At 65.8% G+C, this 24,626-nt stretch carries 23 protein-coding genes and 1 riboswitch; of the genes, 7 read left to right on the top strand and 16 right to left on the bottom strand.

The features are described 5' to 3' along the window. Positions 1-48: 48 nt before the first annotated feature. The 10 genes from ilvA to EV641_RS08420 all read right to left on the bottom strand — a co-directional run bounded on the left by ilvA (position 49) and on the right by EV641_RS08420 (position 10,516). The gene (ilvA, locus tag EV641_RS08465; RefSeq protein ID WP_132471470.1) at positions 49-1,272 is read right to left on the bottom strand and encodes a threonine ammonia-lyase; all 1,224 of its coding nucleotides are present in this window, start codon (positions 1,270-1,272) and stop codon (positions 49-51) included. A gap of 50 nt (positions 1,273-1,322) precedes the next feature. Further along, the gene (locus tag EV641_RS08460; RefSeq protein WP_132471469.1) at positions 1,323-2,258 is read right to left on the bottom strand and encodes an LLM class flavin-dependent oxidoreductase; all 936 of its coding nucleotides are present in this window, start codon (positions 2,256-2,258) and stop codon (positions 1,323-1,325) included. 13 nt (positions 2,259-2,271) lie between these two features. Then, positions 2,272-3,027, bottom strand: coding sequence for an ABC transporter ATP-binding protein (locus EV641_RS08455; protein ID WP_132471468.1), 756 nt, complete (start codon positions 3,025-3,027; stop codon positions 2,272-2,274). A 7-nt stretch (positions 3,028-3,034) separates the two neighbouring features. Beyond that, positions 3,035-4,072, bottom strand: coding sequence for an iron ABC transporter permease (locus EV641_RS08450; protein ID WP_132471467.1), 1,038 nt, complete (start codon positions 4,070-4,072; stop codon positions 3,035-3,037). Next, entirely contained in the window at positions 4,069-5,097 is a 1,029-nt protein-coding gene (locus EV641_RS08445) for an ABC transporter substrate-binding protein (protein WP_199233186.1), read from the bottom strand. The genes EV641_RS08450 and EV641_RS08445 overlap by 4 nt, the downstream gene beginning before the upstream one ends. Positions 5,098-5,124: 27 nt before the next feature. Continuing rightward, positions 5,125-5,248: riboswitch (cobalamin riboswitch) on the bottom strand. A 113-nt stretch (positions 5,249-5,361) separates the two neighbouring features. Further along, complete coding sequence (locus tag EV641_RS08440; RefSeq protein WP_132471466.1) at positions 5,362-6,513, bottom strand: cystathionine gamma-synthase; 1,152 nt, start codon at positions 6,511-6,513, stop codon at positions 5,362-5,364. Between the two features lie 15 nt (positions 6,514-6,528). Beyond that, on the bottom strand, positions 6,529-7,914 hold the full coding sequence (locus EV641_RS08435; RefSeq protein WP_132471465.1) for a cystathionine beta-synthase: 1,386 nt from the start codon (positions 7,912-7,914) through the stop codon (positions 6,529-6,531). Positions 7,915-8,044: 130 nt separating this feature from the next. Further along, positions 8,045-8,896, bottom strand: a complete 852-nt coding sequence (locus EV641_RS08430) for a Bax inhibitor-1/YccA family protein (protein WP_054719427.1) — start codon at positions 8,894-8,896, stop codon at positions 8,045-8,047. Positions 8,897-9,032: 136 nt separating this feature from the next. Further along, positions 9,033-10,163, bottom strand: coding sequence for a methyltransferase (locus EV641_RS08425; RefSeq protein WP_132471464.1), 1,131 nt, complete (start codon positions 10,161-10,163; stop codon positions 9,033-9,035). After that, positions 10,154-10,516: a hypothetical protein gene (locus EV641_RS08420; RefSeq protein ID WP_054714566.1), complete on the bottom strand. Its 363-nt coding sequence runs from the start codon at positions 10,514-10,516 to the stop codon at positions 10,154-10,156. The genes EV641_RS08425 and EV641_RS08420 overlap by 10 nt, the downstream gene beginning before the upstream one ends. Positions 10,517-10,676: 160 nt before the next feature. Between EV641_RS08420 and EV641_RS08415 the strand changes: the two genes are divergently transcribed. Together EV641_RS08415 and EV641_RS08410 are read left to right on the top strand one after the other, a co-directional pair. Next, positions 10,677-14,174 carry a serine/threonine-protein kinase gene (locus EV641_RS08415; RefSeq protein WP_132471463.1) on the top strand — a complete coding sequence of 1,166 codons (3,498 nt, stop codon included), beginning with the start codon at positions 10,677-10,679 and terminating at the stop codon, positions 14,172-14,174. Positions 14,175-14,192: 18 nt separating this feature from the next. After that, positions 14,193-15,203, top strand: a complete 1,011-nt coding sequence (locus EV641_RS08410; RefSeq protein WP_054714551.1) for a magnesium transporter CorA family protein — start codon at positions 14,193-14,195, stop codon at positions 15,201-15,203. 14 nt (positions 15,204-15,217) lie between these two features. Here EV641_RS08410 and EV641_RS29420 read toward each other — a convergent pair whose 3' ends face one another. After that, on the bottom strand, positions 15,218-15,379 hold the full coding sequence (locus EV641_RS29420; protein WP_199233185.1) for a hypothetical protein: 162 nt from the start codon (positions 15,377-15,379) through the stop codon (positions 15,218-15,220). A gap of 131 nt (positions 15,380-15,510) precedes the next feature. Between EV641_RS29420 and EV641_RS08405 the strand changes: the two genes are divergently transcribed. Beyond that, positions 15,511-15,708: a CsbD family protein gene (locus tag EV641_RS08405; RefSeq protein ID WP_054714554.1), complete on the top strand. Its 198-nt coding sequence runs from the start codon at positions 15,511-15,513 to the stop codon at positions 15,706-15,708. A 65-nt stretch (positions 15,709-15,773) separates the two neighbouring features. Here the strand turns inward: EV641_RS08405 and EV641_RS08400 are convergent, their stop codons facing one another. Continuing rightward, positions 15,774-15,968 (bottom strand): hypothetical protein, encoded by a 195-nt coding sequence (locus tag EV641_RS08400; protein ID WP_054714568.1) that lies wholly within the window; start codon positions 15,966-15,968, stop codon positions 15,774-15,776. 50 nt (positions 15,969-16,018) lie between these two features. Beyond that, entirely contained in the window at positions 16,019-17,479 is a 1,461-nt protein-coding gene (locus EV641_RS08395) for a SulP family inorganic anion transporter (protein WP_054714557.1), read from the bottom strand. A gap of 214 nt (positions 17,480-17,693) precedes the next feature. On the opposite strand from EV641_RS08395, the gene EV641_RS29175 reads away from it, so the two are divergent. Then, on the top strand, positions 17,694-17,840 hold the full coding sequence (locus tag EV641_RS29175; RefSeq protein ID WP_158289137.1) for a hypothetical protein: 147 nt from the start codon (positions 17,694-17,696) through the stop codon (positions 17,838-17,840). Between the two features lie 5 nt (positions 17,841-17,845). Here EV641_RS29175 and EV641_RS08390 read toward each other — a convergent pair whose 3' ends face one another. Then, a complete protein-coding gene (locus EV641_RS08390) occupies positions 17,846-19,549 on the bottom strand; it encodes a hypothetical protein (RefSeq protein ID WP_241996968.1) in 1,704 nt (567 codons plus the stop codon). A gap of 222 nt (positions 19,550-19,771) precedes the next feature. Between EV641_RS08390 and EV641_RS08385 the strand changes: the two genes are divergently transcribed. Then, on the top strand, positions 19,772-20,062 hold the full coding sequence (locus EV641_RS08385; protein WP_054714561.1) for an antibiotic biosynthesis monooxygenase: 291 nt from the start codon (positions 19,772-19,774) through the stop codon (positions 20,060-20,062). A gap of 202 nt (positions 20,063-20,264) precedes the next feature. Next, entirely contained in the window at positions 20,265-21,071 is an 807-nt protein-coding gene (locus tag EV641_RS08380) for a replication protein (protein ID WP_132471462.1), read from the top strand. A gap of 1 nt (position 21,072) precedes the next feature. Here the strand turns inward: EV641_RS08380 and EV641_RS08375 are convergent, their stop codons facing one another. After that, entirely contained in the window at positions 21,073-21,546 is a 474-nt protein-coding gene (locus tag EV641_RS08375; protein WP_054714192.1) for a hypothetical protein, read from the bottom strand. A gap of 187 nt (positions 21,547-21,733) precedes the next feature. After that, complete coding sequence (locus tag EV641_RS08370) at positions 21,734-23,095, bottom strand: cytochrome P450 (RefSeq protein WP_132471636.1); 1,362 nt, start codon at positions 23,093-23,095, stop codon at positions 21,734-21,736. 234 nt (positions 23,096-23,329) lie between these two features. On the opposite strand from EV641_RS08370, the gene EV641_RS08365 reads away from it, so the two are divergent. Further along, positions 23,330-24,541, top strand: a complete 1,212-nt coding sequence (locus tag EV641_RS08365) for a lipase family protein (protein ID WP_241996967.1) — start codon at positions 23,330-23,332, stop codon at positions 24,539-24,541. Positions 24,542-24,626: the final 85 nt, after the last annotated feature.

Below are 24,626 nucleotides of genomic sequence, written 5' to 3'. Positions count from 1 at the left end.
GCGCGACGCGCAGGTCGTGGCAGACGACTTCGCCGCGCGAATGTCTCGCTATTCGATCTCCACCACGTAACCGGCACCGCGCAATGCTTCGAGCACTTCACTGCGGTGTTGCGCACCACGGGTTTCCATCGTCAACGCAACCTGCACCTCGTCGAGCGCAAGCTGCCCCGCCGTACGCGAATGCACGACGTCGACGACACTGGCATCGGAGTCCCCCACCACGCTCAACAATCCGACCAGAGCACCGGGTCGATCCGGAATCGACACGCGCACAGCGAGGTATCGACCTCCTGCTCGTAGCCCATGTCCGATCACATGAGTCAGAACCAAGGGGTCGATGTTGCCGCCGGAGAGGATCGCGGCGACCGGACCGTCGAACTCCAGCCCCGCGGTGGACAGCGCGGCCACCGCAGCAGCACCCGCAGGCTCGACGATGAGCTTGGATCGTTCCATGCACAGCACCAACGCCCGGGCAAGGGCATCATCACTGACGGTGACGACGCTGTCGACGTGGTCCTGCACCAGCGGAAACGGCACGGACCCAGGCATTCCCACAGCAATACCGTCGGCGACGGTCGACATGTTCCGCGCTCGTTCGGGGTGGCCTGCCTGCAACGACCCGGGCCATGCGGCCGCACCCTCGGCCTGCACACCGATCACGCGGACCCCCGGCCGGACGACAGCGAGCGCCGCTGCCACTCCGGCCAGCAGACCGCCGCCGCCGGTCGGGACAACGACGGCGCTCACGTCTGGGAGTTGTTCGGCGATCTCGAGCCCGACAGTGCCCTGTCCAGCGACGACATCCTCGTGGTCGTAGGGGTGGATGAACACTGCACCCGTGTCGGCCGCGAACTCCTGGGCCGCCACCAGCGCGTCGTCGATCGTCTGGCCGGCGAAGTGGACGTCGGCGCCGTAGGCACGGGTCGCGGCGACCTTCGGCAGAGCAGCGCCGACGGGCATGAACACCGTCGAGGCGATGCCGAGTCCGGTCGCCGCCCACGCGACTCCTTGCGCGTGATTCCCCGCGCTCGCCGCAACGACCCCGCGCGCACGTTCGTCGACTGCAAGTCTCGCGATCCGGTTGTACGCACCCCGCGGTTTGAACGAGCCGGTGTGCTGGAGGTTCTCGCATTTGAACCACACCGGGACGCCGGTGCGTTCGGAGTGCACACGCGACGGCAACACCGGTGTTCTCCGCATGACGGGCGCAAGCACTTCCGCGGCCGCACGAATCTCCGGTTCTCCTATGCGCACCTGATCGAATGCACCCATCGCCTCAGGGTAAGGGACGCGCTACGCGAAGTCGCGATAGCGCACCCGCCTCAGGACACGTGTGGCCGCACCGCATCGGCAAACAGTTCGAGACCGGCGACCTGCACCTGATACGGCAACGCCAGTGGGCGAGTGTGGATCAGCACGTGGTCGGCGAGTGGTAGGCCGGGATCGTCCGAGAACATCGCGATGAAGGACTCGGCAGTGCCCACCACGGAGGCTCGAGGATCGTATGGCCGTCCCGCCGCCGAACGCGCCTGCTGTTCGAGCGCCCGCAGCTGTTCCACTCGCGCATCGTCGGGAGCGACGACGCACGGACGAGACAATGCCACGCGCCCGGAATCTCCCGACGCGTCTCGGTAACGTGCGATGAGCCCCGCGACGCGCGCATCCTCGAAGCCGACACCGCGCTCGTCGACATTACGGCGACCGGCGACGAGCCCGAGCCCGCGACGTGCGGTGTGGTCGATACCCGCTTCGCTGCCCGTGGTCACCCAGAGCCGCTCGGCGAGACCGGTGGTCTCGGGAACCACCGCACGCCTCACCTCCTGAGAACCGAGACCCGAGGTGGCGCCGTGCAGTACAGCGTCGACCGCATTCCAGTACCGGTCGTGGCGGGTGTCGTGATCGATGCCCCATACCTGTGATGCTGTCGGCGACGACCCGCTGCCCAATCCCAACTGCAGCCTTCCCCCGGACAACGCATCGACGATGGCGGCATCTTCGAGCAGCCGTCGGGGATCTTCGAATCCTGCGGCGATCGAGGCCGTTCCGATCGCGATCGTCGTGGTCTCCCGGGCGATTGCTGCGAGCAGTACGAGCGGGCTGGGGACCACCCCGCCCTGGTCACCGAAACGGTGCTGCGCGACCCAGAACGACTCGAACCCCAACTCCTCTGCGAGGCGTGCCAACCGGATCGCGTCGTCGATACTCCGGGACGGAGACACATCCGTGTCGACGTGCGCGAGCACTCCCCATTGCGTCATGGCGACACCTCTCTCACAGCGGCACCACCATCGGGCTGTCGTCGCGCGGATGCCGCAGGATCTCGGCGTCCACGCCGTAGATCTCGGACAACAGCGCCGATGTCACGATCTCCTCGGGTGTACCGATGCCCCACAGCCTCCCCGCGCTCATCACCGCGATGCGATCACAGAATCGGGCGGCAAGATCGAGATCGTGCAGCGCGACGAGCGCGGTCTGTGCCCGATCCCGGATCACCCGCATCAAGGCGAGCCGGTGGCGCAGATCGAGATGGTTGGTCGGTTCGTCGAACAACAGCACGGACGGCTCCCCTGCGAGCGCCTGCGCAACCAGGACACGTTGCCGCTCCCCACCCGACAGCCGAGCAAAATCCCGGTCGGCGTGATAACTCATGTCGACAGCGTCGAGCGCCGCGATCACAAGCATCGCGTCGGTCTCGTTGTCCGCATCGAACATTCCCTTGTGCGCCGCTCGGCCCAGAAGGACGACATCTGCGACCGTGAGCGGGAAGTCGGACGGAGTGGTCTGCGCGACGACCCCTGCTGTGCGACCGACGAATCGCACCGGACTCCGCCACACATCGCGACCATCGAGGTGGACCGAGCCCGACGCGGGACGAAGAGCGCGATACGCGGTACGCAGCAGCGTCGATTTTCCGCTGCCGTTAGGACCCACCAGGGCAACGACCTCACCCGGAGCGACCTCGAAACTCACGTCGTCGACCAACACTCGCCCGCCCGCGCGTACGGTGATGTTCTCGAATCTCAGCATCGATTCCTCACCGCCGTGATGTGCGGCGCAACAGCCAGACGAAGTACGGTCCGCCCACGAGCGCCGTGATGATGCCGACAGGAAGCTCCCGCGGAATCATCACGGTCCGGGCCACCAGGTCGGCACCGATCGCGAACGCGGCTCCGACCACGAGCGCGACGGGCAGCATCCGCCGGTGATCCGAACCGACCAGGATGCGCGCGATGTGCGGAATCATCAGGCCCACGAAACCGACCACTCCGCTCACCGCGACCAGGATCCCGGTCAGCAGCGTCGACAGCACGATCAGCCCGAATCTCATTCGCCCCACATCGACGCCGAGCGCGGTCGCGCTCTCGTCTCCGGTGAGCAGCACATTGAGGCTTCGGCTGAGCGGCATCAGGGCCAGGCAAGCGAGAGCCACCCCGACGACGGGAAGGGCCAACGTATCCCAGCGGGCAGCACCGAACCCGCCGAGTGTCCACTGCAGGACCTGCCCGGCAAGACTCTGATCGGGCGAGGTCAGCACCATCAGCGATGTCAGTGCGCTCAACACGGAGGATACGGCGACACCGGCAAGGACCAGACGGACGGGATCGAGCGGTCCGCGTCCCCGCGCCACCAGGAGCACGATCACCATCGCAGCGAGCGCCCCGAGAAACGCCGCGATCGGAAGCAGCACGGCCCGGCCGCCCAATCCGAACCTCAGGACCGCCACAGCTCCGACAGCCGCACCCGCCGATACACCGAGAATGCCGGGTCCTGCCAGCGGGTTACGGACGACCGCCTGGATCGTCGCACCGACGAGCGCGAGACCTGCGCCGACGCAGCCTGCAAGCAGAACTCGGGGCAGGCGGGTATCGGCGATGATCAGATCCTGGGATCTGGTCCAATCGGGGGTGATCACGGAGGGGCCGAAGATCCGATGTCCGATGATGCGCCACGCCGTCGCCGCATCCACTCCGACCGACCCCGCAAGTACACCTACGGTGGCCACAACGAGCAGGACGACGAGCGATACGGCGAGCACTACCCGGAAGCGGGCGCGCTGAGCCTGCCCGATCACCCGAACGAGGCAGGGTGGAACTGGCGTGCGAGATGCTCGACGCCGTCGATGGAATACGGGCCCGGCTGGAGTTGCGACAGCGTGATCGTCGGGAATGCCTCGTTGCGGATGGCTGTGGTGGCCGAAATTGCCGGTACCGCCTTCAGGTCCGCGATCTTCGTCGTCACCGACGGCGACTGGTACTGCGGTGTGGTGCCTTCTTCACGTACCAGGATCACGTCGGGATTCCGTTCCGCGACCTGCTCCCACGACACGCTCATCCATCGCTCGGGGACGTCTCCGAAGATGTTGACGCCGCCCGCGGCTTCCATCAACGCGGTGGCCATGCTGTTCGCACCCGTCGTCGAGGCCGTGTCGGTGCCGGACGCGTACAGGAACACTGTCACCGGTTCCTCATCGCCCACCCGCGACCGCACGTCGTCGAGTCGGGCACGGAGTTCGGCAACCGAGTCTTCCGCACGATCGGGGACGCGGAATATCTCACCGATGGTGGTGATTTCGGCGAAGATATCGTCGATGTCCACCGGACCGGTGGCGCAGCCTTCTGGGTTCAGGTGAGTGTCGATGCCGACATCGCCGAGTTGTTCGCGGGTATGACCCGTCTTCTCACTGAAACCGTCGGGGTAACCCGAATAGACGAAATCCGGGTCTGCGTCGATGAGCTGTTCCATGGTGGGCTGCTCGGACGAGAGGATCGGCACCTGCTCGTATGCGTCGGTGTACTCCGGCGCGATCTCGCGTCCCCGCATGTACGCGGTGCCGACCATGCGGTCTTCGAGTCCCAGCTCGAGCATGGTCTCGGTGGCATTGGAGGTCAGCGTGACCGCGTGTTCCGGCGCCGCGGTGTACTCAGTGGTGATGCCGCAGTTGTCGAGATCGACGTACAGCTCCCCCGCTTCCTGCGCGCTGCCGGTGTCCTCGACAGCCTGACCGCACGCGGACACCACGAGAACGACTCCCACAGCCATTGCGGAGGCCATCACCCGGCGCATGCGGGCGCGCCGGTACCCCAGAGATATGTGCACGTCGATCCTTTCCGAGGTCACGCGCCTCGAAATCAGGAACGGACAGCTGGGTGCTCTGGCTTTCGGCAGAATGTGCTCTGCCGATCACAGTGGCGGGACCGCGCCGGGTTCACACCGGCTTCCCCCGTAACGCTGTCCGTTTCGGCTTGGTACCTCGGCAGCCTAACTCACCTGGCACCGCCCGGAACCGGTCGGTCCGGCTCCACTCATGCGCGTGGCTCCCGGAGTTCTTCCGGGAGCCACGGCTGTATTCGACGGGTGGGACTACCGCAGTGCCTGCTCGATGTCGGCGAGGAGGTCGGCGGCATCCTCGATGCCGACGGACAGCCGCACGAGATCATCGGGCACCTCGAGGGCCGAGCCCGCCGTCGACGCGTGGGTCATGGCGCCGGGGTGCTCGATCAGCGACTCGACGCCACCGAGCGACTCGGCGAGGGTGAAGATCTCCGTGCGCTTGCAGAAGTCGAGCGCGGCCTGGCGCCCACCGGCGAGGCGCACCGAGATCATGCCGCCGAACCGGCGCATCTGCTTCGCGGCGGCCTCGTGGCCCGGGTGCGAGTCGAGACCGGGGTACAGCACCTGGGTGACCGCCTTGTGCCCGGAGAGCGCGTCGACGATCTTCTCGGCGTTGTCGCTGTGCCGTTCCATGCGCACCGCGAGGGTCTTGATGCCCCGCAGGGTGAGGAAGGCGTCGAACGGGCCGGGGACCGCGCCTGCACCGTTCTGCAGGAACGCGAACGCGGTGTCGAGTGCTTCCTCGTCGGTTACCAGTGCGCCACCGACGACGTCGGAGTGACCGCCGATGTACTTGGTGGTCGAGTGCAGCACGACGTCGGCGCCGAGCGACAACGGCTGCTGCAGGTACGGCGACGCGAACGTGTTGTCGACGACGAGCTTCGCGTCACCGGTGTGCGCGATGTCGGCGAGTGCAGCGATGTCGCCGATGTTGAGCAGCGGGTTGGTGGGGGTCTCGATCCACACGAGCTTGGTGTTCGGACGCAGGGCCGCGCGCACCTCGTCGAGGTCGTTGACCGCGGCGGGCGTGTACTCGATGCCCCACTGCGTGAAGACCTTGTCGATGAGTCGGAACGTGCCGCCGTAGGCATCGTTGGGGATCACGAGGTGGTCGCCGGGCCGCAGCGCCGAGCGCAGCAGGCAGTCGGTCGCGGCCATACCCGAACCGAACGCGCGACCGTAGGTGCCGCCTTCGAGCGCAGCGAGATTCGCTTCGAGGGGGCGTCGGGTGGGGTTGCCCGTGCGCGCGTACTCGAAGCCGTCGCGCATCTCACCGACGCCGTCCTGGGCGAACGTCGACGACGCGTAGATCGGTACGTTGACCGCGCCGGTCTGAGGGTCGGGCTCGAAGCCGGCGTGGATGGCGCGTGTGGCGAAGCCGTGCTGGGTGTTGTCCGTCATGGTGAAATCGGTGTCCTATCGGCCTTCGGAGATGAAACCAAGCAGATCGTGGCGGGTGATGACGCCGACGGGCTTGCCGTCGTCGATCACCATGAGCGCGTCGGTGTCGCCGAACGCCTTCGTTGCGGAGGAGATCGATTCGCCGACACCGATGTTGGGCAGCGGCGGGCTCATGTGTTGTTCGACGGAATCGGCGAGGTTGGCGCGTCCTTCGAAGACGGCGCTGAGCAGTTCACGTTCGCTGACCGAACCGGCGACCTCACCTGCGGTGACGGGCGGCTCGGCGCCGACGACCGGCATCTGCGAGACGCTGTATTCGCGAAGGATCTCGATCGCGTCGCGCACGGTTTCCGACGGGTGGGTGTGCACGAGCGCCGGGAGGTCGCCGGTCTTGCCGCGCAGCACGTCGCCGACCACGGATTCGTCGGGCTTGCCGTCGAGCGGAGCGCGCAGGAATCCGTACGATGCCATCCACTTGTCGTTGAAGATCTTCGACAGGTACCCGCGACCACCGTCGGGCAGCAGCACCACGACGACGGCGTCGGGGCCTTCACGCTCGGCGACCTCGAGAGCCGCAACCATGGCCATCCCGCACGACCCACCGACGAGCAGGCCTTCCTCGCGGGCGAGGCGACGGGTCATCTCGAACGAATCGGCATCGGAGACGGCGATGATCTCGTCGGGGATGGCGGGGTCGTATGCGGCCGGCCAGAAGTCCTCGCCGACACCTTCGACGAGGTACGGGCGGCCGGTACCGCCGGAGTACACGGAACCTTCCGGGTCGGCGCCGACGACCTTGACCTTGCCGCCCGACACCTCCTTGAGATAGCGGCCGGTACCGCTGATGGTGCCGCCGGTACCGACGCCTGCGACGAAGTGTGTGATCTTGCCGTCGGTGTCGTTCCAGATCTCGGGGCCGGTGGTCTCGTAGTGGCTCTCGGGACCGCCGGGGTTGGAGTACTGGTTCGGCTTCCAGCCACCGGGGGTCTCGCGGGCGAGCCGGTCGGAGACGCTGTAGTAGCTGTCGGGGTGCTCCGGCGGCACCGCGGTCGGGCACACGACCACTTCGGCGCCGTAGGCCTTGAGCACGTTGCGCTTGTCTTCGCTGACCTTGTCGGGGCAGACGAACACGCATTTGTATCCGCGCTGCTGGGCGACGAGGGCCAGGCCGATGCCGGTGTTCCCGGAGGTCGGCTCGACGATCGTGCCGCCGGGCTTCAGTTCGCCCGAGGCCTCGGCCGCGTCGATCATCTTGACGGCGATGCGGTCTTTCGAGCTACCGCCGGGGTTGAGGTACTCGATCTTCGCTGCCACCAGCGCCGATCCGGGTTTGACCACCGAGTTGAGTTTGACCAGGGGGGTATTGCCGATGAGGTCGACGACAGAATCCGCGATGCGCATACCACCATGTTCTCAGACCGCGGTTGCTCGGGGCGTGGTACCCGTCCCGCATCGGGCGAAACGACCGGCCGGGCCGGAGACGACAACGGCCGGACCACCCTGAGGATGGTCCGGCCGTGTGTGCTGAGAACTAGTCGCTCTGGAAGTAGCTGAGCAGTCGAAGGATCTCGACGTACAGCCAGACCAGGGTGACGGTGAGACCGAACGCCACGCCCCACGCGGCCTTCTCCGGCGCCTGGGCGCGGATCAGCTGATCGGCGGCGTCGAAGTCCAGCAGGAAGCTGAACGCGGCGATGCCGATGCACACGAGGCTGAAGATTATGGCGAGAGCGCCACCGTCGCGCAGGCCGAGTCCGCCGTCGATGAAGAAGCCCGCGACCAGGTTGCCGAGCGCGAGAATCAGGACACCGACAAGAGCGCCGACGATCATGCGGGTCAGCCGCGGGGTGACGCGGATCGCGCCCGTGCGGTAGACGATGAGCATGCCGAAGAACACACCGAAGGTGCCGAGGACCGCCTGTGCGATCAGCGTCGAGCCGCCGGCACCGCCGAACGTGATGTCGGTGAACATGAACGACAGCGCGCCGAGGAAGAAGCCTTCCGCGACGGCGTAGGCCAGCACGATGGCCGGGTTGTCCATCTTGCGGCCGAACGTCGCGACGAGGACGAGGGCGAGCCCGATCAGGCCGCCACCGATCACGAAGGGCAGCGCCAAGCCGGTATTGGAGTTGACGAGGACGTATGAGATCAGCGCTGTGACGGCGAGCACGCCGAGCGTGATGCCGGTCTTGGTGACGACATCGTCGATCGTCATGGACCGCTGATCGGTGGGGCGCGCCCACGGATCGGCAGGCGCATGCTGAGGCTGCCCGAATTGCTGGGTGGCCTGAGCGGCGCCCGCTGTCGCAGTGCCGAATGAGGCGTATCCGCCGCCCTCTTGCTTGGGCAGGTTGCGGAACACCGGATTACTGGTGGTGCGCACCGTGCACTTCCCTTCTGATGGTTCGCTTCTGTCCGTTGAACCTGGTTGTCCGTTGAACGAGGCAGCCGCGGCGATAGTTCCCGTCGCGGAGCGGACCGTCTTCGAGCCGCCGAGCGGACCTCGGACAAACCGGACTCTACCGGGTGCGGACCGATCGGGTCACGGTGAACTTACGGTTGCGACCTGCAACTGTGGTCCTGCCGACCAGTTGCTGCAGGTTGCGGTGGTAGCCGAGATTGGAGTTGTGCACGGTCCACAGTTCGCCGCCGTCCCGGAGGACGCGCGCTGCCGCCTCGAACATCTTGACCGCCACCCCGGTGTGCACCGCAGCACCGACATGGAACGGCGGATTGCACACCACGACGTCGACCGAGGCCTCGGGAAGTGAACCGGCGACGTCGTCGCGCAATGTCTCGATGCGGTCGGCCAGACCGTTGGCGGCCGCGGTCGCGGAGGCCGACGCAACCGCCGCGGCAGAGTGGTCGGTTGCGATGACCCGCGCCGAGGGGCGGTGTCGGGCCAGTTCTGCGGCGAGGATTCCGGAGCCGCATCCGAGGTCCACCGCGACACCGATGTCCCGCGGCGTCTGGCGTAGGAAATCGAGGAGGTATCGAGTTCCGATGTCGAGGCGCGGACCGGCGAAGACGGCCCCGTGCGCGACCACTGTCAGGTCGAGGTCGGCCAACGTTTCGGTGACCGGATAGCTCGGATCACCGGGAATCGGCTCTCGGGCCGTGAGCACCCTCGACTTCTGTCGACCTCGTGACGCATGGACCTCACCGAACGAACGCCCGAGGACGTCGTTCATGGCCGGAGTGATGTGCTTGTCCCGGCCACCCGCGAACACGGTGACGTCGGGGGACGCGTGCCGGGCGACGGCCTCCGCGATCTCGGTGAGAGCGCTCAGCGAGCGTGGCAACTGCATGAGCACCACCTGAGCCCCGGCGAGGAGCTCCGCGTCGAGGCCGTGGGAGATGAAGCGATCCGACAGTCCTTCCCGGTCGGCGTTCGCAGCCAGTGCGCGTTCGGCGACGATCGAATCCTGATGAACGCGCAGTCCGGACGCATCGTGTCGCGCGGCGGTGCCGAGGGTGAGCGCACCGAAGTGGTCGTCGATCACGACGACTGATCCGTCGGGCGCGGCCACGAGCGCGGCGTCCGCCTCGTCGAGAATCAAGCGGTCCGCCGCGTCCACGGCAAGCAGATTGGGCGCTTCCACATCGGGGAAGCGCCGCAACCTGTCGAACAACTCGCTGTTTATGAGCACTGCCCCTTACCGGCGTCCTCGATGGCCTGGAGTGTGTCGGCCTGTTCTTCCTCACTCAGGTTCTCCCATTCCGGGAGCTGCTGCTGAGCTTCGGCGACTGCGGCCGCGGCCGCGGTGCGATCCTGGCCCCATTCCTCGAGCTCGTCGAGGTACGGGAGCATGGCCGCGCAGTTGTCCTCGTAGCTGTCGCCGAGGTTCACCGCGGGGCTACTCGGAGTGCCGGACTCGGCCGATGCGGAGGTGCTCGTGGTGGTGGTGTCCTCGGTCGAGTCGGATGACTCTTCCGAGGATCCGCACGCCGCCGCCAGCAGGACCACGCCCGCACCGAGCAGCGCCGCGAGAGTCTTCTTCATGTGTGTGTCCACTTCTCGTCGCAGTGTCGTTTTCGTCCGGGTCGTCGGCTTCGTCGACGCGCCCCGGCGGCACAAAGGTAATCGAGGCCGGTGGAGCGATCGGCGCCGGGCGTGCACCCAGCGGGACTATCCTGGAGAAACACCTGAACGAGGCATCCCGATGACCGAAAACGACCCACTCGCCACCCGAGCCGCGCCGGTCCTCACCGCGAACGAGGCCGACACCGTTCGGGCGCTGACTGCTGCCGGATTCACCGACCGGGAGGAGATCGGGCGAGGCGGTTTCGGCGTGGTCTACCGATGCCGTCAGGAGTCGCTCGACCGGACGGTCGCGGTGAAGGTTCTCAGCACCACCTTCGACCCCGACAACCTCGATCGGTTCCTGCGCGAGCAACGCGCGATGGGCCGGTTGTCCGGTCATCCGCACATCGTCACCGTGCTACAGGCCGGCACCGGCGACACGGGACTGCCGTACCTGGTGATGCACTACCACCCGCACGATTCGCTCGACGCACGGATCCGCCGGCACGGTCCGCTGGAGTGGCCCGAGGCGATCGGCATCGGGATCAAGGTCGCGGGAGCGCTCGAAACCGCGCACCGCAATGACGTACTGCACCGCGATGTGAAACCCGGCAACATCCTCATCACCGAGTACGGCGAGCCGCAACTCACCGATTTCGGCATCGCACGGGTCGGTGGAGGGTTTCGCACGTCCTCCGGAGCCATCACCGGATCGCCGGCGTTCACCGCCCCCGAGATCCTGCGTGGCGACACCCCCGCCGCCGCGGCCGATGTGTACGGGCTCGCGGCGACCCTGTTCTGCACGATCACCGGCCACGCCGCCTACGAGCGTCGGGAGGGTGAGAAGGTCGTTGCCCAATTCCTTCGGATCACGTCGGAGCCCATCCCGGATCTCCGGGGTGGGGGGCTCCCCGACTCCCTGTGTGAAGTGCTCGAACGCGCCATGTCGACCGATCCGGCGGCACGTCCCCGGTCAGCCATGGAATTCGGGGAGGAGCTCCGGCAACTCGAACGCAGCTTCGGTTTGCCCGTCGACGACATGGCATTACCCGAGGACGCTCCGCGTCGCTCGGCCCACGAGTCGCTGTCCTCGACCGCCTCGACGACCGCTTCAGGAGGTCTACCGTCGACGTCGTTCACGTCGCCGTCGACTTCCCCCGCAACTCGCTTCCGACCCCCGGCCGCGAACCGACCACTCATCGACCGCAGCCGGCTGATCGATCTGCTGCGGGCAGGCCAGCGGCGCCGGCTCACCGCGATCCACGCACCCACCGGTTTCGGTAAATCGACCCTCGCCGCACAGTGGCGCGACGTGCTCGCGGACGACGGCGTGGAGGTCGCGTGGCTCGCCGTGGACAGCGACGACAACAACGTCCTGTGGTTCCTCACCCACCTCGTCGAAGCCGTCAAACAGGTCCGGCCGCAGCTCGGCCGCCAACTCGCGCAGATCCTGGAATCACGCGGCGACGACGCCGAACGCTACGTCCTGAGCACCTTGATCGATGATCTGCACCGCGCCGGTGTCCACATGACCCTGATGATCGACGACTGGCATCGCGTGACCTCGTCCGAGACGATCGCCGCACTCGACTTTCTTCTCGAACGCGGATGTCACCACCTCCAGATCGTCGTCACCAGCCGCACACAGGCGGGACTGCCGCTGAGTCGCATGCGGATGCGCGACGAACTCGTCGAACTCGATTCGAGCATCCTGCGTTTCGACATGGACGAGTCCGATTCGTTCCTCCGCGAGATCGGTGGGCTACACCTCGATCGCGAAGACGTGCAGGATCTGAACAAATCCACCGAAGGATGGGCGGCAGCACTGCAGCTCGCGTCGTTGTCGTTGCGCGACAGCGAGGATCCGACGGGAATGATCGGGAACATCACCGGACGACACCACGCGATCGGCGAATTCCTCGCCGACAACGTCCTTTCCACACTCGAGCCCGAGGTCTACGAGTTCCTGTTGTCCACGTCGATCACCGAATCCATCAGCGGCAGCCTTGCTGCAACCCTCACCGGGAATCCACGAGCGCAGGCAATGCTCGAGGAGATCGAACAGCGCGACCTGTTCCTTCGGCACATCGACGACGAACGAGTGTGGTTCCGATACCACCACCTCTTCGTCGATTTCCTCCGCCGAGGTCTCGAGCGCGACCACCCGGAGGTGATCTCGGACCTGCACCGTAAGGCTGCCGCGTGGTTCGAGCGACACCACATGCTCAGCGAGGCCGTCGACCACGCACTCTCGGCAGGCGACGAGCCGCACGCGGTGGACATCGTAGCCGCCGACGGCATGTATTTGATGGAACACTCGCGCATGGCGACGTTACTCGTGCTGATGGCCAAACTGCCGCCGCACGCGGTAGCGACAAGCGCCCGCCTGCAACTGGTCTCGGCGTGGGCGCTGGTCACGCTCAATCGGGAGGCCGAGGCCGAGAAGGCCCTCGACGCTGCACGGAGCCTTGTCGGGCACTCCGATCTCGCAGAGGACGAGATCGAGGCAATGCTGATCGAAGCCGACGTCATCGACGGGGCCATGGCGATCTACGCCGACCGCATCGTCGGCGTCCACAGGCTCGTCGCCCCCGCTCTCGACGCTGCCGACAGGCTGTCGCCCTGGGTTGTCTCCGCCGCAGCGAACGTGGCCACCTTCGCCGACATCTACCGGTTCGAGTTCGACAGCGCCCGCGCGCGCCAGAGTTGGGCCGAGCAATTCCACGCACGCACCCGTGGCGCATTCACAGCCGTCTACGGCGAATGCCTGTCCGGCATCGCCGCGAGCGAACTCCTCGACATCCATGACGCCGAGTCCCACTTCCGCAAGGCCCTGAAGCTGGCTCGTCGCAACGGTGGGATCCACTCGCACGCAGCTCGTCTCGCAGCGGCGCTACTCGGGGAGTTGCTGTACGAATCCGGTCGGATCACCGAGGCCGAAACCTTGCTCGACGAAAGCCAGAAGCTCGGTATGCAGGGCGGGGTACCCGATTTCATGATCGCAAGGTTCGTGATCGGTGCGCGTCTGAAAATGCTGCGAGGCCGCCGCGACGAGGCCACGACACTCTTGAACGACGGCCTCCGCGCAGCCACGGATTTCGGGCTACCCAGACTACGGGCGCGCGTCGAGAACGAACGCGCCCGGCTCGGACTTCCCGTCATCTCGAGACATCCGCGGTCGATGCCGGAGTCCGTCGAGCCCGACCCGGACGGCGTCGTGGAGGTCATCGAACAGGTGGAGGACGCCACGGCGATCCGCCTGTTGTACAGCAGCGGAGACCCCGATTCCATTGCGCAGGCCGTCGAGTGGGCTCGGCTGTGGCACCGGCGCACCGCAATCAACGGACGACGCCGTGCACACCTGCAGGCCGCCCGGCTCCTCACCGCATGCCTGCACGCAGAGGGAAGCTTCGAGGAGGCAGAGCAGATCCTCGCACCGGCCGTCGAGATCTGCGGCGACCGCGGCATGCTGCGGTACCTCGTCGACGGCGGAGCGCACGTCGTCGACGTACTCGCCTCGCTCCGCGACAGGTTGCGTGAGGATCGATGGCCCAAGGACTGGCCCGTCGTCGACGCGGCGTTCCTCGACGAGATGCTGCGACTCACCGAAACCGGAGAAACCAGCACTGAGCTCTGAATACGGCACACTTCGAGCATGGCCAGTCTTCCCGGAGGTGTGCGAACCCGATTGTGGCGCGATGGTGTGCTCGTCGCGGACGGGCTCCCGCTCGACGACATCGCCGAGCATCTAGCGGACGAGCGCGCGCTGGTGTGGGTGGACCTCCACGAACCTGGACACGCCCAGCTGAGCGCACTCGCCGCCGAGCTGGAGTTCGACCCCCACGCCGTCGAAGACGCGGTGGCGCGCAGCGAGCGCACCAAGGCGACCCGCTACCCCACCCATACCTTCGTCACGGTGTACGCGACCCACCTCCAGCGACAGTCCGGTCGGGACACAGTCGAATCCCGCCTGAACACCACCCGTGTGTCGGCGTTCATACTGCCGCGGGGAATCGTGACGGTACGTCGCCGCGGGCCGTTCGACATCGACGAGGTCACGAGACGATGGGCCGATCACGCCGACCTCATGCGGTTCGGAACCGGTGCACTCCTCCACGGGTTGCTCGATGTGATCGTGGACGGCCAATTCGAGACCATCCAGGCCCTCGACGATGCAATCGAGGACATCGAGGACAGCCTCTTCGGCGCCACACCGATGAGCCGGGAAACACAGCACCGGATCTATCGTCTCCGCAAGGAAATCGTCCAACTCAGACGCGTCGTACTTCCGATGCGCGAGGTCGTGAGCGCGGTGATGCGGCACCGCGCCGAGAACGGTAACCATGCCGAACTCGACGGTTGGTACACCGATCTCTACGACCACGTGATCCGCGCGACGGAATGGACCGAATCACTACGCGACATGGTGACCACTCTGTTCGAGACCAACTTGTCGCTGCAGGATGCCCGCCTGAACACGGTCATGAAGAAACTCACCGGTTGGGCCGCCATCATCGCGGTCCCCACTGCGGTCACCGGGTGGTACGGCATGAACGTGCCCTATCCGGGCTTCGATGAGCCCTGGGGCGTGCTCGTCAGCGCCTGCATAATCGTAGGGTCGGCGGGGCTGCTGTATCTCCTGTTCAAGCGACGTGACTGGCTCTGACCAGTGCGGTGTGTTCAGATGAGCGCGAGGATCAACACGACGATCAGCACCACCACGATGAGCACTGCGATCACCCATGTCACGGAGTTTCGGCGAGCGCCGGAATCACTACCGACGAGTTCGGGGTCCGCGTCGGGTGCGCCACCGATCGGATCGTCATCGTGCGGTTGAGCCATGTCACCTCCTGTATCCGTGGGTACTCACGCAGTCTCGCACGCGCGCGCCTGACGGGTGGATGTTTGCGCTCCGGCTGTTCGGGTATGCGGAGACGGCACGAAGATTCCATCGGCAATCACGAGGAGGATCGATGGCCGACTTCATCGACAAGGCCAAGCACAAGGTAGAAGAAGCCACCGGCAAGGCCAAGGAAAAGACCGGCAAGGCCACCGACGACCGCGATCTCGAGGCCGAAGGCAAGGGCGATCAGGCGTCGAGCGGCCTCAAGCAGGCCGGCGACAAGGTCTCCGACGCTGTGGACGACGTGAAGAACGCGTTCAAGAAGTAGCGAGAGTCCCCCATACGACGGTAGGTGCCAGGGAATCCCCCGGCACCTACCGTCGTGTCGGCCGCCTATTCCGAAGTGCCCTCGGTGCTGTCGAAGAAGTGCCAGGTGCCGTCGTTCTCGTGCTGTGCTTCCATTCGCCAGCCGAGCTCGGTGTTGTCGGCCCGCACGTCCACGAACCACGCGTGCGCGTCGTCGGCGCTCGCGATGTCCTTCGTGTCCACTACGTCACCATGGGGATCGATCACTCTGTACGTTGCCATGTCGTCGGGCTTCCCGGCGCGGGCACCGCTCAAACCTTGTGCTGCCCGGGTCAGGTGCCGAGGCGCCCGGAGAGCAACTCCACGCGGTGCAGGCTTGCCCCGTCGAGACCGACGATCTGCGCGGTCTTCCCCTTCTCTGCGTACTTCTGGAGCACCGAGTCGAAGGTCGCGACCGTCGACGCGTCCCACACTTCGGCAGCAGTGAGGTCGATGACGACGCGGTCCGGGTCGTGGGCGTAATCGAACTGGTAGACAAGGTCGTTGCTCGACGCCCAGAACAGCTCACCCGACACCGTGTAGGTGCGCACACCGTCGGCGTCGTCGACCGCCTCCACCCGCGTCATGTGCGCGACCCGGCGCGCAAACGCCACCATCGCGGTGAGCACGCCCGCGACGACACCGACGGCGAGGTTGTCGGTGGCCAGGGTTCCGATCACCGTCACGAGCATGACCAGTGTTTCGCTGATCGGCATCAGCTTCAGGGTGCGCGGGGTGATGCTGTGCCAATCGAACGTGGACACGGCGATCACGATCATCACCGCAACGAGCGCTGCCATCGGGATCGCACCGACCACATCGCCCACCGTGACGCACAGCAGAAGCAGGAACAGGCCCGCACAGAACGTCGAGATGCGGGTGCGGGCGCGTCCTTCCTTGACGTTGATCATGGTCTGGCCGATCATCGCGCAGCCACCCATACCGCCGAACAGGGCTGCGGCACCGTTCGCGACGCCCTGGCCCCACGCCTCACGGGTCTTGTCGGAATGGGTGTCGGTGATGTCGTCGACAAGCTTCGCCGTCATCAGCGACTCCATCAATCCCACCAGCGCCAGGCCGACTGCGTAAGGCGCGATGATCCCGAGGGTCTCGACTGTGAACGGCACATCCGGGATCATCCACGCGGGGAAGCCGCCGGGCAGCTCGCCCTGGTCGGCGACGTCCGGAACATCCACGCCGAACAGCACGACGATGCCGGTCAGCACGATGATCGCGATCAGTGCGGCCGGGACGGCGGTGGTGAGTTTCGGGATGAACACCACCATCGCGATGCCGAACGCGACCAGCGGGTAGACGAGCCACGGCACGTCGAAAAGGTGCCCGAGCTGGGCACTGAAGATGAGGATCGCCAGCGCGTTGACGAATCCGATCATCACCGAACGCGGAATGAAACGCATCAGTCGCGCAACACCGACCAGTGCCAGCACGATCTGCAACGCCCCTGCCAGCCAGACCGCAGCGATCAGGTAGTCGAGCCCGTGCGACGCCACCAGTGGCGCGATGACCAGGGCGGTCGCGCCCGCAGCCGCCGACACCATCGCCGGGCGTCCACCCACGAACGCGATCGTGATGGCCATGACGCACGACGTGTACAGCGCCACCTTCGGGTCGACGCCCGCGATCACCGCGAACGAGACGACCTCGGGAATCAGGGCCAGAGAAGTGACCAGCCCCGCGAGGATTTCGGTGGTCAATCTCCGAGGCGAGCGGAGAGTCGAAAGGACGGTATTCACCGCTGAAGTCTAGGCACGCCCGCCGTGGCGTCGCGCGTCACCGCGGTGCCGGGTGTAGAGTTGGACCATCGACCGGTTCGCTACATCCGGACATCTTCCCCGATACGGACCTCGATGATCATCCCCCGAGCTGCACGCTCCTGGTTTTGCGTACCCCGCACCCGCGTGTTCCTCGTCAACACATGAAGTGATCGCAGTACCCGAAAGGACTCTTATGAGCCAGTACACCGAAGACACCGGCCCGCTGTTCCTTCAGCCGGTCAACCCGAACCAGCCCGAGCCCGAAGTGGTGGAAGCCGAGCACCAGAGCTCACCCGAGCCGTTCGACTACACGTCGATCTTCTCGTCGCGCGGAGCCTGAACCATCTATCTCCTCGCGAACTCGGCGAGTGCCTCCGAAACCGGTTCGAGGCGCCCGTCGTTCCGCTCGCCGGCTGCAGTGAGCACGTCGATGTGGTTGTAGCCCGGCAACACGACCGGCACGTCGTCCGGATGTTCTGATTCCGGCAGTGCGATACCTCCGGTGCCCTGCAGCGTGAGGATCGGATGCCGCGCGACCCCGCCCCTGTGGATGTGATGCGTCGCGAACGACCCGGCCGATCCCAGCGCCAGATCCGACGGCAGCCGACTCGGGAAGTACCACTCGGTGAAATCGAGTGGGGGCTCCGACAGATTGCGCGCCAGTTCAGCGATCGACGTGACCTCACTCGCCGGAGTCGTGTAGCGCGCCTCGTCCGGAAGTGACTCTTCGGATCCCACCTCGTCGTAGTCGAGCCACCGGTAGAGCGTCTCCTGCCTGCCGTACACCGACGGTGACGCTTTCGGTGCGTCGCCGAACAATCCCGTCCCCACTATCTCGGGTGTGCTCGGGACCGGAAACAGCTTGTCCTGCACAGGGGATCCCGTGATGAAACCGACGCTGGCCTGCAAGAAACCGAACGGCTGCGAGTTGTCGTCGAGGATCGCTCCGAGCACCGCCTCGTTGGTGGCATTCAGTGTGCGTACATCCGGATTCCCGGTCGCGAACATCGCAGCGTCCTTCGCGAGCAGAGCCCGCAACGTCCAGTCGACGTTGGGGTTGTGCGGCAACCGCTCGACGAGATCGTTGGCGCCCTCCGGGTCGAGACGTGCTGCGAGACCTGCGAGAGCGAGCAGGTTCGTCGTCTCCGGGTTGATCACCGCCGGAAGTGCCAGTACCGGCATGGCCCCGGTGATCGCTCCCGTCGCTGCGTCGACCGGAGCTTTCACGATGTCGGGAATCTGCGGGAACGCTCCACCCACCGGTGCGGGAGACTTCGCGACGATCGCGGTGTCGAGTGCGAAATACCCCGAGCACTGGTTGAATCCGGCGTCGTCGAGGGTGTGCGGGTTACCGTCGAAGTCCCATTCGGCGAAGAACCCGGTGATGAACCCGCCCAGCGAATGCCCACCGCACAGCACCTTCTCCCTGCGGAGTTGTGGGTCGGGAAGTTCGTGTCGCAGGAGGTCGTACTGGTCGCGCAGGGTCTGTTCGAGTCCGACGTGCGCGAGCCACGCGACGTCGATGCCCGTCGCGTAACCGGCGAAGCGTGCTCCGTCGATCTCGGCGTCGTGGAAGTAGTAGTCGGTGGCAGTGTCGAGGTCGCCGGTCGCGAGTGCCGCCTGAACACCGGCGTGGTCTTCGAGGCAGTTCGAGCGGCGGTCCAGAGCCCAGAACTCGACGTGCGCGCCCCGCTTATCCGCGGCGACGACGGTATTGCGGGCGACGCTTTCGAATGCGCCTGCACCCTCGAAGATTCCGGGCTGTGCGACGAAGATGCGGTCGGCAGCCGCCGACTCGGCGGGCCCCTCCGCTGAACGCCACCGCAGGTAGGACAGCCGGTCGCATTGTTCGGGTCGCGGACCGACGTTCTCCGGCAGCGGGACAGCGATCGAGACCACGGATCCGATCACTTCATCGGCGAGCGGTGCTGTGGAGGTGTACGTCGTCTCGGTTCTGTCGTCCTGAGCGGAGGCTTGTGGAGCGGCGACGACGCCGACAGCGAATGCCGTTGCTGTCGCCAACGCGACCCGTATCGCAGTGCTCCCCATCCGATCCCCCAGTGCTTCTGCCCGACCCCCACGTCAGGATTCAGCAACAGTAGCGGAGACACAGCGATGAAACACGGTCTGCGGACGGAAACAACAGTTCGGGGAAACTCGGCGATGAAAAACACGCTCCGCGGACAGAAACAACAGCTCGGGGAGGCCGCTTCTGTCCGCCGGTGTTGTGGTTGTGCGGCACAGTCGTCGAGGTCGGTCTAGGCTATCGCGGTGATCCTCGAACATGCGCCGCTGCAGGTGGAACCCGGTCGCGCTTCCGAATTCGAAAGCGCGTTCGCGAAGGCCGAGCAGATCATCTCGCGCATGCCTGGCTTCCGGACAATCAGCCTGTCCCGCTGCATCGAACGGCCCGACGCCTACCTACTTCTCGTCGAGTGGGACACCCTCGAAGACCACACCGAGGGGTTTCGCGGCTCACCCGAATACCAGGAGTGGCGCCGGCTGCTGCATCACTTCTACGACCCCTTCCCGACCGTCGAACACTACGAGCGGATCAAGTAGCGATTTTGGTGATTCTGACCTCGCCATACGCACGTCAGACCCACCCAGATCGTCGTCGAACGTGAACGAATCCACGCACTCTGCGACTTCCGTAGACATCGCGTACAACGCTGTGCCAAGATCATCGCCACAAAAGAAAAAGGTGCCCGCCGCGAGCTTGGACCCTCGCGACGGGCGTCGTCCGACTATCGAGGAGTCGAACGTGGCACAGCATACCCATGCCCGATTACAGGGCGGAATCAGACGCGGCCCACGCCTGGCCGACAACTTCACCGTCATCTCCAACGCCGTCATCAACGACGACCGGCTGAGTTTTCGCGCCAAAGGCCTGCTCATCATGTTGCTCAGCAAGCCCGACGATTGGCACATCCGCTCCGAATGGATAGCACGCCACTCCCCCAAGGAAGGCCGCGACGCCATCCGCGCCGCGATGCGCGAACTCGCCGAAGTCGGTTATCTGGTGGTCGAGAAGTTCCAGGACGAACGCGGACGGTGGATCACGATTCAGACCATCTACGAAGAACCGCGTGGTGAAACCCCTGTTCCGCCGAGGCCTGGGAAACCACCCGCCGGAGCCGCCGACATCGGAAAGCCCGTCCCTCTTACAAGTACTCGGAAACCAAGAACTGAAACGAACAACGACGTCGTGGCGTCGTCGACTCGTCCTGGAACAGACGACGACCGCGTCCTGGGTTCTCTCGAAGCCGCAACCACGGCCGCAGGTCTGGTGGCGTCGTTCCGACGCATCAAGCCAGCTCAGAAGTGCGAGATCCTCGCGCTGGCCGCGCTACACGGCGTCGACGCCCTCGCGTCGGCCGCGAAACTCTCGCACCGGCCGGCGAACCCGACGATGCACGTGCACGGTTGGCTGCGCCTGTGGCGCGCACTGCCCGCACCCCGGATGCCTCTGCCTCCCAGGTGCGGGCAGTGCGACGAATACGGCTGGCTCGACGACGACGAACACGGACGCGCCGTGCGGTGCGGTTGTCGCGTGCCGGTGGCCGCCTGACTCACGCCACGTCGACGACACCACCGCACGACGTCGTCGGGATGCTCCACAGCGGAAGGCTGTTGACGGCACTCACCGTGAACTCGACGGCGCCGGGACCCGAATTCAGGTCGAATGTCACCACGTCATTGCCAGGATTCGACACGGTCGCGGTGTCGTAGAGCGTGCCACGCTCGCCGGTGTCGACGTTGTGCCAGTCGAGCTTCACGTCGGTCTGATAACCGCCGGTGAAGAACCACAGGCTCGCCACATCGGGCATCTGGAGTTGTGTTCGGCCAGGCTCGGTCTGCCAGCTGAACAGGCGCGCCGGCGCGTAGGGCTGGTCGAGGATGTACGGGCTCACCCCCCAGCACCGATCCATCGGTACCTCGACCGTGTCGGCCGCGGCCGTACCGGTTCCTACCGCGAGTCCTGTGAGCATCCCGGCGGCAGCGATCGTGGCGGCGCCGGCGCGGCGAAGGGCTCGTGAAGACATACTTGCACCTTTCTTATCGGAGACAGTCCGGCCAGTTCACCATGAATACGAACACTTTTGGTGGTTTCAACCGCGGACGCAGCGATAAAACGCGGTACGCGGACAGAAACAACAGTTCGGGAAGGATGTTTTTGTCCACTGGCGTTGTGGTTGTCACGACATGTTGTTCGCAGGTCTCGACCCTGTTTCAGCGTCGGTTCCGCGGCCGGAGCTCCAGCTCCAGATTCTCCGGTCTGATCGTCAGAAGTTCTGCCACAGACAACTCGTAACCGGGAATCGGCACAATGTCGAACCGGGTGAGGATGCCCGCGAGCGCCAATACCGCCTCGTGGAGCGCGAACTGTCGCCCGATACAGGCCCTGGCACCCACACCGAACGGCTTGTAGGCGTGCGCCGGACGCGCGCGCACAGCTGCAGGCAGGAATCGATCCGGATCGAACGTTTCGGTGTCCTCACCCCACAGCGCCGGGTCGCGGTGCAGAGCGAGTAGGACCACGAGAATCGGCTGCCCCTTGGAAATCCGGTACCCGTCCAGCGTCGTGTCGGTGCGCGCCTTGCGGAAGAAGGCCGGACCGGACGGCCACAACCGCAACGTCTCGTCGACGATGCGCCGCACGTACCGGAGTTTGGGAACCTGTTCGAACCGGATCGGCTCTTCGCCACACACCCGGCCGATCTCTTCCCGCGCGCGTTCGACCATCTCGGGATTGCGCGACAGGTAGTGGAGCGCGAACGAGAGCAGTCCGGCCGTCGTCTCGTGACCGGCCACCAGGAATGTCAGGACCTGATTGCGGATACTCTCGTCGGACAACAGTTCACCGGATTCGGGATCAGGGTTCTCCAGCATCTTCTGCAGGAGATCGTCTCGCCTGGGTGACACGCCGCTGCGACGCGCAGCGATGACCTCGTCCACCGTGCGCGTCATCAACTCGATGTCCTTCGGATTTTGGCGTATCGCTCTCCATCCGAGGATCTCCCGGACGACCGGCAGATCGTTCGCCGCCTGCGATGCGAACGACAACGCTCGCGTCATCGACTCCACGAACGGATGCCGCTCGGCTGCAAAAGAATCGAAACTGTAACCGAACCCCGTACGTCCGATGACTTCCAACGTCAGCCGGTTCGTGTCCGACGTGATGTCCACCGGGCCGCTGGATGCCCGCTCCTCCCAGTACCTGCAGAGGCCGTCGACGCAGTCGGCCATGATGTCGTGGTAGTTGCGCATCGAAGACTGGCTGAAAGCCGGCATCAGGACGTTGTGGGCCTGTGCCCATGCAGGTTCACTGTTGTACGCCGTGAACAACCCGTCGCCGGCGAGGTCCCTCAGATTGCTGACCGGTGGGACGACCGCTTTCGCGAACCGCGCCTCGTCGAACACCTCCGCCGCCGCGTCGCCGCCTCCGACGACGACCAGCTTCTTGCCGACGATGTCGATCTCGAAGACGTCGCCGAGCTCGCGTACGAACCGGGCTTCGCGCTGCACCGGCCGCTTCGGGTCGAGGCGCAGCACGTCACCGAGTACCGGCAGTCTCCATGCCGGGCGTGGAATCGTGCGCGTCGCACCGGCCGATGCGGCCCTACCCGATCGTCCGTCCAATGAAGTCACCCGGACAGTGTGCCCGACCGCGCGAAAGCTTCCGCAAGCCCCGTAGTTGCGGAGGTGAACCGTGCTACCCGTGTAACGCGTGACACACCAGAGGCGACCATCCAGCGAGGAACCGTGCCAAAACGGACAACCACCCGCCCACGAGGAAGCCCAGACATGCGCCTGACCGCAGGATCCATGACTCGACGAATCGGCACCGCCATCATCATCGCTGCGACCGCAGCACTCACTGCCGCAACCCCCGCGGGGGCCGACACCATCGTCTACCCCGCCACGCTCGACGACGCATTCTTCAGCACCCCGGCCGACATCGCCGATCGGCAGCCCGGCGACGTACTCGCCGTGCGCGCCGTACCGCCGCCGCTCGGGTTCCCCGGCACCGATGCGGTGCAGCTCAAATTCCGCTCGACGAATTCCCACGGTGAGCCGATCTCTGCGGTGACGACGGTGCTGTCGCCGCACGGCGCTGCACCGGGCCGTCCGCTCCTCTCCTATCAGGCCATCATCAATGCCCTCGGCCTCGAGTGCGCTCCGTCCACCGCGCTGTATGCCGCGAATCCGTTGCGGGGGATCCGTGAGGCTCCCGGACTGTTCCTTGCGATTCAGCGCGGATGGTCACTCGCCATACCCGACCACCTCGGACCGAACAGCGCGTACGGCGCAGCGAAGGTCGGCGCGCAGATCACCCTCGACGGAATCCGCGCCGTCCAACAGCACTCTCCACTCCGGCTCGCCGACAGTCCCGTCGGGCTCGCAGGTTACTCCGGTGGTGGCATGACCACCGCGATGGCAGCGGTGCTGGCCCCGACGTACGCACCGGAGCTCGACCTCGTCGGCAGCGCCTTCGGCGGGGCACCCTTGGACATCGGCGAGATGGCGAAGGGACTCGGCGAATCCGCCCACCCGGCTTTCGGTCTTGCGATGGCAGCCGCGCTCGGACTCGAACGCGAGTATCCGGACCGGATGCCGATCACCGCGCAACTCAACGAGCCCGGGCAAGTGCTGCGCGACCGGATCGCCAACGCGTGCACCAATGAGATCCTGGCCTCCGGCGCAGGCCTGAGTATCGCCGACGTCGCCGACCCTGCAGTCGGCATGTCACTGCTGGAAAGTCCGTCCGTACGAGAAGTGCTGATCGAGAACAGCGTCGAGCAGGTCCAGGCAGTGCCGAACGCTCCGGTATACGAGTGGCATTCACCCACGGATGTCCTGATTCCCTTGGACTCGATCACCACCACTCTGCGCAGGTACTGCGACGCCGGGGTGCCGGTTCGCTCCGAACACGTGCCGAGCCCCGACCACATCACCGCTGCCGTGATCGGACTTCCCGGCGCCCTCGACTTCTTCGACGGACGATTCGCGGGCGTCGAGCCCACGTCGAACTGTTGAAGGGCGACGACGTCGTCCGCCTTTCACAGCTCGCCGTACGCGTCCGCCGTCCGGGGGTCGTGACGTTCTTGCTCGCTGAGCGAAG

The organism is Rhodococcus sp. SMB37 (assembly GCF_004345605.1).
Taxonomy (GTDB): Bacteria; Actinomycetota; Actinomycetes; order Mycobacteriales; family Mycobacteriaceae; genus Rhodococcus.
The sequence above is the reverse complement of the archived record's forward strand: the minus strand, read 5'-3'. Positions and strand labels throughout refer to the sequence as shown.

Excerpts from the sequence above, each read along its gene's own strand:
- EV641_RS29175 (WP_158289137.1), top strand. The coding sequence starts at position 17,694 with ATGAGCCAGTACACCGAAGACACCGGCCCGCTGTTCCTTCAGCCGGTC.
- EV641_RS08390 (WP_241996968.1), bottom strand. The coding sequence starts at position 19,549 with ATGGGGAGCACTGCGATACGGGTCGCGTTGGCGACAGCAACGGCATTC.
- EV641_RS08400 (WP_054714568.1), bottom strand. The coding sequence starts at position 15,968 with ATGGCAACGTACAGAGTGATCGATCCCCATGGTGACGTAGTGGACACG.
- EV641_RS08420 (WP_054714566.1), bottom strand. The coding sequence starts at position 10,516 with ATGAAGAAGACTCTCGCGGCGCTGCTCGGTGCGGGCGTGGTCCTGCTG.
- EV641_RS08365 (WP_241996967.1), top strand. The coding sequence starts at position 23,330 with ATGACTCGACGAATCGGCACCGCCATCATCATCGCTGCGACCGCAGCA.
- EV641_RS08440 (WP_132471466.1), bottom strand. The coding sequence starts at position 6,513 with ATGACGGACAACACCCAGCACGGCTTCGCCACACGCGCCATCCACGCC.
- EV641_RS08460 (WP_132471469.1), bottom strand. The coding sequence starts at position 2,258 with ATGACGCAATGGGGAGTGCTCGCGCACGTCGACACGGATGTGTCTCCG.
- EV641_RS08410 (WP_054714551.1), top strand. The coding sequence starts at position 14,193 with ATGGCCAGTCTTCCCGGAGGTGTGCGAACCCGATTGTGGCGCGATGGT.
- EV641_RS08455 (WP_132471468.1), bottom strand. The coding sequence starts at position 3,027 with ATGCTGAGATTCGAGAACATCACCGTACGCGCGGGCGGGCGAGTGTTG.
- EV641_RS08405 (WP_054714554.1), top strand. The coding sequence starts at position 15,511 with ATGGCCGACTTCATCGACAAGGCCAAGCACAAGGTAGAAGAAGCCACC.
- EV641_RS29420 (WP_199233185.1), bottom strand. The coding sequence starts at position 15,379 with ATGGCTCAACCGCACGATGACGATCCGATCGGTGGCGCACCCGACGCG.
- EV641_RS08375 (WP_054714192.1), bottom strand. The coding sequence starts at position 21,546 with ATGTCTTCACGAGCCCTTCGCCGCGCCGGCGCCGCCACGATCGCTGCC.
- EV641_RS08435 (WP_132471465.1), bottom strand. The coding sequence starts at position 7,914 with ATGCGCATCGCGGATTCTGTCGTCGACCTCATCGGCAATACCCCCCTG.
- ilvA (WP_132471470.1), bottom strand. The coding sequence starts at position 1,272 with ATGGGTGCATTCGATCAGGTGCGCATAGGAGAACCGGAGATTCGTGCG.
- EV641_RS08415 (WP_132471463.1), top strand. The coding sequence starts at position 10,677 with ATGACCGAAAACGACCCACTCGCCACCCGAGCCGCGCCGGTCCTCACC.